Origin of the sequence: Enterococcus sp. HMSC076E04, assembly GCF_001814285.1 — a bacterium.
Lineage (GTDB): Bacteria > Bacillota > Bacilli > Lactobacillales > Enterococcaceae > Enterococcus_B > Enterococcus_B lactis.
The window spans coordinates 1-7,194 of record NZ_KV815634.1 but is presented as its reverse complement, the minus strand read 5'-3'; the positions used below and the strand labels follow the sequence as shown (position 1 = coordinate 7,194).

At 34.4% G+C, this 7,194-nt stretch carries 7 protein-coding genes and 1 pseudogene; 4 read left to right on the top strand and 4 right to left on the bottom strand.

Features of this window, described 5'->3' with window-relative positions; all coding sequences use genetic code 11:
- Positions 1-40 precede the first annotated feature (40 nt).
- Positions 41-655, bottom strand: a complete 615-nt coding sequence (locus HMPREF2961_RS13625; protein WP_002307650.1) for a TIGR01906 family membrane protein — start codon at positions 653-655, stop codon at positions 41-43.
- A gap of 155 nt (positions 656-810) precedes the next feature.
- Here HMPREF2961_RS13625 and lgt point away from each other — a divergent pair, with 155 nt between their 5' ends.
- From lgt to HMPREF2961_RS13610, 3 genes are read left to right on the top strand one after another with little or no spacing between them, the layout of a single operon-like run.
- Positions 811-1,614, top strand: coding sequence for a prolipoprotein diacylglyceryl transferase (lgt, locus tag HMPREF2961_RS13620; RefSeq protein ID WP_002294779.1), 804 nt, complete (start codon positions 811-813; stop codon positions 1,612-1,614).
- Positions 1,598-1,822, top strand: a complete 225-nt coding sequence (locus tag HMPREF2961_RS13615; RefSeq protein WP_002307648.1) for a DUF2933 domain-containing protein — start codon at positions 1,598-1,600, stop codon at positions 1,820-1,822. The genes lgt and HMPREF2961_RS13615 overlap by 17 nt, the downstream gene beginning before the upstream one ends.
- Before the next feature lie 2 nt (positions 1,823-1,824).
- The gene (locus HMPREF2961_RS13610) at positions 1,825-2,004 is read left to right on the top strand and encodes a DUF2933 domain-containing protein (protein ID WP_002325573.1); all 180 of its coding nucleotides are present in this window, start codon (positions 1,825-1,827) and stop codon (positions 2,002-2,004) included.
- A gap of 113 nt (positions 2,005-2,117) precedes the next feature.
- Here HMPREF2961_RS13610 and HMPREF2961_RS15955 read toward each other — a convergent pair.
- The 3 genes and pseudogenes from HMPREF2961_RS15955 to HMPREF2961_RS13595 all read right to left on the bottom strand — a co-directional run bounded on the left by HMPREF2961_RS15955 (position 2,118) and on the right by HMPREF2961_RS13595 (position 6,248).
- Positions 2,118-3,668: pseudogene (locus tag HMPREF2961_RS15955) on the bottom strand (IS1182 family transposase).
- Between the two features lie 710 nt (positions 3,669-4,378).
- On the bottom strand, positions 4,379-5,662 hold the full coding sequence (locus HMPREF2961_RS13600; protein ID WP_002325571.1) for a hypothetical protein: 1,284 nt from the start codon (positions 5,660-5,662) through the stop codon (positions 4,379-4,381).
- Between the two features lie 178 nt (positions 5,663-5,840).
- Entirely contained in the window at positions 5,841-6,248 is a 408-nt protein-coding gene (locus HMPREF2961_RS13595; protein WP_002307641.1) for a NusG domain II-containing protein, read from the bottom strand.
- 271 nt (positions 6,249-6,519) lie between these two features.
- Here HMPREF2961_RS13595 and HMPREF2961_RS13590 point away from each other — a divergent pair.
- The coding region (locus tag HMPREF2961_RS13590; protein WP_025481662.1) for a coiled-coil domain-containing protein at positions 6,520-7,194 on the top strand (675 nt) is incomplete at its 3' end.

The window sequence follows — 7,194 nt, the reverse complement described above, 5'->3', positions numbered from 1 at the left end:
GACGAGTTATTTACACAAAATTATTGACGCTCCCGGCTATTCATAAAGTACGTTCTTCTTTATTAAACAAATGATGAATTGTTGTCAAAGTAGAAACACTTATAGTTACAATTAATAAAAAGCATAAAAAGAAAAATGTTTCCGGTAAAAAACTGATAATTGGATCTGTACGATAGTCAAACATCCAATCATCATTGTCAAAAAATACTTGATGAAAAAGCACAAATGCTTTATCAAAAAACAGAAGTGCCATTACACAGACTGATATTATCATCCACTTGATTAAACTAGTGATTTCTCTGACTTGATCACGCGTTACTAATTTTTTCCTGTTTAGGTATAAAAGAACGCTACTCGTAGAAAGAAGCAATGAATAGTTAAGCTGGAACAAAAATTTAACATCTTTAAAATGGTTTATACCGCGATCTGAGACGTATAGATTATCAAAAACCAATTCTTTTTGAAAAGGATTATTTAAATAGCCCATTAAATTTCTAAAATCTTGATTAACTTGAGATCTACTCCAGTTTTGAAAATTTATATCGCTTTGAAAGAATAAATTGATTTTGAGCAAACCAGGGAAGTTGCTTGTCAATGTAATCGCGAGGGATAAAGCAAAGACAAAAAATAATAGAAATAGCATGCTTTTTTTCATTAAATTAATATTTATATTAGATCACTCCTTTTAATATAATGATAAAAAAACTTGTGTAGAAAATGTGTACCAATGTATCTGTCAAAAAGTCTACATAAAATTTCCATAATAGCCTGCTATAGTCAAAACAAGTTCATTAGGAAGGAGGGAAGAATTTGAGAGAACCCTACGACAGAGTATTTATTTCGTTTGGTCCATTTACTATTTATTGGTATGCCATTTTCATAGTGTTTGGGATCATAATCGGATATTTTGTTGCTAATAGAAGAGCAAAGCGTGCGGCATTGCCTGAGGATACAATTGTTGATCTGTTGTTATATGGATTGCCAGTTTCTATTATATCGGCCAGATTATACTATGTACTTTTTGAATTACCTTTGTACATTGATGATCCTTTAAGTATCTTAAAAATTTGGGAAGGTGGTCTAGCAATACATGGTGGATTAATTGGTGCTGTATTGACAGGGGTTATTTATTGCAAGAAGAAAAATCTTTCTTTTTGGAATGTTGCTGACGTAGTTGCTCCCAGTATAGTAATTGGACAAATCATTGGACGATGGGGAAATTTTATGAATCAAGAGGCCTATGGAGAAATTGTAGACATAGAGTTCCTGCAATCTCTGAAACTCCCATCTTTCATAATTGATCAAATGTATATTGATGGGGCCTACCATCATCCGACTTTTTTATATGAGTCTTTATGGAATATAGGAGTACTCATTATTTTGCTTCTGGTGTCTAGAAATAGAATGTTCTTTGGGCAAATATTTTTAATTTATGTTTCACTATATTCCGTCGGGAGATTCTGGATTGAAGGATTACGGACCGACAGTTTAATGCTAACAGCAAACTTGAGAATGGCTCAAGTCCTGTCCATAGTCCTATTAATTGGCTCTATATTAACTTACATCTATCTCAAAAAATCTAAGGAGGAAGATTTACATGGAAGCATTACTTAATCTCTTACCACTACTATTACTACTAATTTGCCCTATCTCAATGATGTTTATGCATAAAGGGCACGGACATGCTGGGCATCATCATATGCATGGAGAAGATCATTCAAAACACACTGGTTCCGAAAATGATATAGCAAGTTTAAAAATCCAAACTGAGCAATTAAAAGAAGAAGTTGCTACTCTAAAGAACTTAGTTAAGGAGCGATGACAATGCAGTGGTTATTACTTTTATTATGTCCGATAATGATGATATTTATGATGAGGGGTATGCACTCAGGATCGCATAATGAAAAAGATGACGAACAATTGAAACAGGATCTTGAAAATTTAAAAGAGCAAAATGATATCTTAAGTAGTGAACTAAGCGATTTGAAGTCAAGGTTAAAATAAGTTAAAGGAGGCGTGACATAAGTTACCTAGTTACGCTCTCCAAAAAACAAGGAGCACTTGGAAATCATGAGATTTTTCGAGTGCTTCTTGTTTTTTTATTCATTTTGAGTAGTTCAAGTTCCTATTTTTGTCAATTTCATCATATTGATTGCCGTAATGAGTAAACCCGTCTGTTTTCTGACTTTCTCTAAGCCTCGAACCGTGTAGCGAGTGAAGCCCGAACAAGCCTGCATAAATCTGAAGACTGTTTCCACGTCGACTTTTCTCCGCCCATATATTTTTTGAATGTCAGGCGTTGATAACCGTTCTTTTTGTTTTTCTTTATGATACTCCCAAGACGGATTTACAGTGATCTTTCTACGATTCCCCTTTGGGGTTAAGGCTTCAGGAATGAGCGCTTGGTTCGCATCCGTTTTTTCTGCTTGGTATTCTTTAAAATCTCGGACAAAGCCATCCGCATCTGTTCGTTGACGGTAGGCATGAAAATTGAATCGTACCCCTTTGGGGTCGATGTAAAAGTCCTCATTGGGCTCGTAAACCCAATTCATTACTTTCCGGTCATCTGTCTGCCATTTCTTACTTTGTTCTTTAAACATCGTTCCATAAGGAATCAGTGCAGTATGCTGAGGAAGTTCATCTTCTATATAGCGGTAATTGCTTTCTGAACCATAACCTGCATCGGCGACCAAATAATGAGGGGACTTTTGTGCAGTCTTCATTTTTTCCAGTAATGGTTTCAGTGTTTTAGTGTCTGTTGGGTTTTGAAAGACATCGTAGCCGAGCACAAATTGATTACATGTAGCGATCTGCAGGTTATACGCAGGTTTAAGTTGGCCATTTTTCATGTGGTCTTCTTTTACGCGCATAAATGTCGCATCATGATCGGTTTTTGAATAACTGTTTCTAGTCCCATAAATAGAAAACTGCGTTTGATGTTCCAGAAGTTTTTCTCACTTTGCATTTAGTTTGCGTACTTGGCTTTTCAACGTTCGCCGTTGTTGTTTCGCTGGATTTGGCGAAAGACGTTTCGTTGCCTCAACTTCATTTTCTAGTTCATCCAGACGCAGTTCCATCCGTGTTAACAGTTCATCTATCATGTCTACGGTCAAGGTCGTCCCTTCGGGAATCTGTTTCAGGGCATATGCTTCTTTTAGTTCCGTCATCATAGTAAGCAATTTTTCGCGATTCATTTGATCGAACCGGATCGTATTTTTCTTCCAGACAAAGCTGTATTTATTCGCATCCGCCAAGATTTTGGTCCCGTCAATAAACAACGCATCATCAATCAGATTCCGTGCACGCAGATACTCTGTCAACTGATCTAAACCTTTATTGGTCAACTCCTGTACATCGTTGGATACACAAAAACGGGCGATAGTTCGATAAGTCGGAACCCGTTCTTGCGTCAACCAGCGAGCATATAGGTTTTCTTCAGCTAAGCGTTCAATCTTGCGACTTGTAAAGGTTTCTCGCGTATACGCAAAAAGAACCACCTTCATCATGGCACCTAAATCATATTCTCTTGGTCGACCAAAAAGATAGGGGTCATTAATCTGAAGCGCTTCGACCAGTTCATGGATAAAAACGGCGACATGATTTTCTTTTGGAGAAAATGAAGTAGATAGATCCAAAGTGAGTTGATTCATGTTATAATTAGTATACATTTTGTTTAGTCCTTTCAGGATTAAATGATGGTGCATTGGCGGGAACCGGTGCTCCTTTTTATTTTACCCAAAAAACCGCAAGAAATGAACGCTTTCTCGTCATTTCTTGCGGTTTTCTTCTATGGACTTATGTCACAGTCCCTTTAAAATTCACTAAATTCATGGTTCAGAATAGAATTGATTCTCTCAAAATATTTAGTCTAACTTTACTCTTTATAAAACGAATAAGGCATGCGTGGTTTATAATCTTTCTTTATGTATTTCTGACACCAAAGAAAATGATCCTCATCATTCCATCCACTCGTTGCATTCCACCAAGAGTACATAACATCCCCTGGTGTATAGGGTAGTCCATACACCAGGGGATTCTAGAAGTAAGATTTATTGTTTCTTTTTTAAGTGCAAATAGAACCATTATCTTCGATGAATATAAGGAAAATACCTTTTTAGATAACATTTCTAGGTTATGAATAGATAGTATTCACTCTATCCGCAATTTTCTTCAACGAAAAGTTACTAAAATAGAAGCATGGGCAGCATTAATATGATGATTTTCTTCTGGACGTTGCTAAGACATTCAATAGCAATGAGCGCCATTATAAATGTGGAAGCTACTCGTAAAAAAAGGGAAGATTGATTTCCAATTCTGCCCAAATGCTTATTTATACTACAATTAACCGTATTAATTTCAACTTCTTTGTCCAGAATAACTACCGAACTAGTTCACCACTTGGATAATGAGATATCGGGGCTAAAATTGTAAAATCTTTGCCAAATTTCTTCATAAAATTAGCATGTTTCTCTAAATCTGTAAATAGAATGTATCGTAAGTGATCATGCAAATTTTGATTACGCATATAATGTGGTCTATTAAATTGTGCTCGTATCTCCTCTTCACGTTGATCCGGTGAGACAATATACATCATCAAATTTTCTTGATGAATCGAATACAAATCATCCATTCGATTCATCCCAGAAATTATTGACGTCGATTTTTCAACCTCAAAAGCACATATCGGTTCCCCATTTTTTGAAAACCAAATAACATCAATCAAACCAATCGTCCTACTTAACGGATTTGGTAATTGATAGATTGTTTCTGGTAATAGAGGTATAGACACATCTCCTAAGCGATTCCCATCTACAATTCTATTATGATCGTTTGAGGCAATCCAAGCATGATAACCTATCTCATTACCTAAAGTAGCTAAGATATATTGGATTTTTTGGTGCACATTTTTGCCATCCTCTTTTTCCAACTTCTGTTTTATTAATTTCTGGGTGTTACTTTCTGAAATTCTGACATACTCTTCTTCATTTTCGCGAACAATATAATTTAGTTTCCCAATATCAAATAAAAAAGCTGAGATAGCACCCAAATCTTTCGAAAAAAGTCCTCCTAAGCAGTTGAGTTCAATCATACCATCACGGAGTTTAAAATAGTCCTCCCATTTACCTAAGCGAATTTTCGAGCCCGTAAGATAATTATATCCATTTACAATAGCTGTGTTAAAAGGAGGGAAAATGGTAGGTTCTAGAAAATATAAAATGTTTGCGACAGCTGGACCAAGCCCTCTGATTTTCTTTTCTGCTAGAATATTTACAGCAAATAACATTTTAATTTCTTGATTAGCTTTAAGAATTTGATCAAGACAAAGTGAAAAAGCTAACTGATTTTCCCTATTTTCATAAATATCCGGAATTCTCAATTTAGGTTTCCACATAAATGCATGCTTGGCTCCTTTAAAAATTTCTGTTTGTTCTGCAATTACATTCATTATGTCCTCTAGGGCTGAATTTTTAAAATCTGTTGGGAACGTTCCGTTATTGACATGTTTGATAAGTACTTGTACGTATTTCCTAACTTTTTTAAACGCTTTCAAACGTTTTTCACTTTTGATAAACCAAGTTTGATACAGTAAATTTTCGCGTAATTTATATTGATTAAACACATCTGTTAAATAAGTATTATCCACTGTAATGACACCTACCATCCCTATTAATATTTTATAAACTCGTTAGCTCTAATATGGCTTTCTATATGCAAAATTCCGTAACCACCTTAAATGAAGAATAATGTAAACAGGTTTTAGCGATTTTAGTTAACGGTCTTTCCTTAGATTACTCCGTCCATGTCTCTATAATAGGATTCGTGGTACTTATTAGTTCATACTAATAAATTAAAGGATTCTCCTCTACTCCTAAAATTTCAACAATCAATTTATGAGGCAGACATATACTCATTTCCCCTGGTCTACTAATCCAGCCTGTACGAACAGCAATTTGATCAGGACTATTATCTTCTTTTACCCTGATTTTTCCAGGAGCTACTTCAATAATATTGTATTTCCCTTTTTGAGGGTAATATGTTTTCTCAAAAGACTCATTAACTTGTGATAAGTTAAATTTGTCTACAACTTCTCCATCTATTTTAACAACTGCAATTACATCTGTACTTTCCCTATTATTATTTTCATCATTATTAGTATCAAATAGTAAATATGGTACGAATGATGCCATAATGACCGCAGTAATAATGAAATAGTCCCAAGGTTTCATGAGTCTCAATGTTTTATTCACTAAATTCGTTCTCCTGTATTAACTTTTGATATCATACTTTACAGTTGTGTGAATTTTATGTAGGTATGTATATGCTCCATAAAATCTCCATAAGTTTTAGTTATTTTGAAGCTGTCTATTAAATTGAAATATAGCATATGGATCCTATTACTTTTTGTATAGTAATTCCAATTTCAATTCCTAGTAGAACCTGTAGCAACGATAAAATAGAGAGGAGAATATTATGTAAAATGTTTCTTCACAAATAAAATAAGGGAAGTGAAAAATCAATTTGAAAAAAACATTTATATCTACCTCTGTCATTGTGTTTTCGCTATTTTTTAGTAATGGTCTCTTAGCTAAAGCACAGACTATAGAGGAAAAAATCAAAGAAAAAGATGATAAAATTGAAGCGATTGTAAAAAATAAAGAATCAGCTGAAAATTATCTTACTGATTTAGATAACAAAATAACTCAGCTAGAAAAAGAATATAAAAAAGTGCTAGTGGAAAAAAACACATCTGAGAAGAAACTTACCGAGATTAATCAGAAAATTACTGCTCTTGAGGAAAGAATACGCCTTAGGAATAAACTTATCGAAGAGCAGGCTAGGAATGCACAAGTAAATCAAAAAAGTGACTCTATAATATCTGTCATGGTAAATGCCGAATCATTATCAGATGCAGTCACAGCAGCCATTGGTATGACTAAGCTTATTTCTGCTAGTAATGAGATTATGCAGGCCCAGATAGATGATAAAGAAAATTTAGATGAATTAAAAAAAGAAGCTGAGAAAAAAGTTACAGATGCGGAAAAAGAAACTCGATCTCTCGAAGAGAAAGAAAATGACCTTATAGAAGCCAAATTAACTCAAAGTATAAAAATCAATGAGATATCCGCTTCTTTGGCGACAGAGCAATCCGAAAAAGCAAAATTTGAAAATCAAAAACAAGAAGCTGAAAAAAGA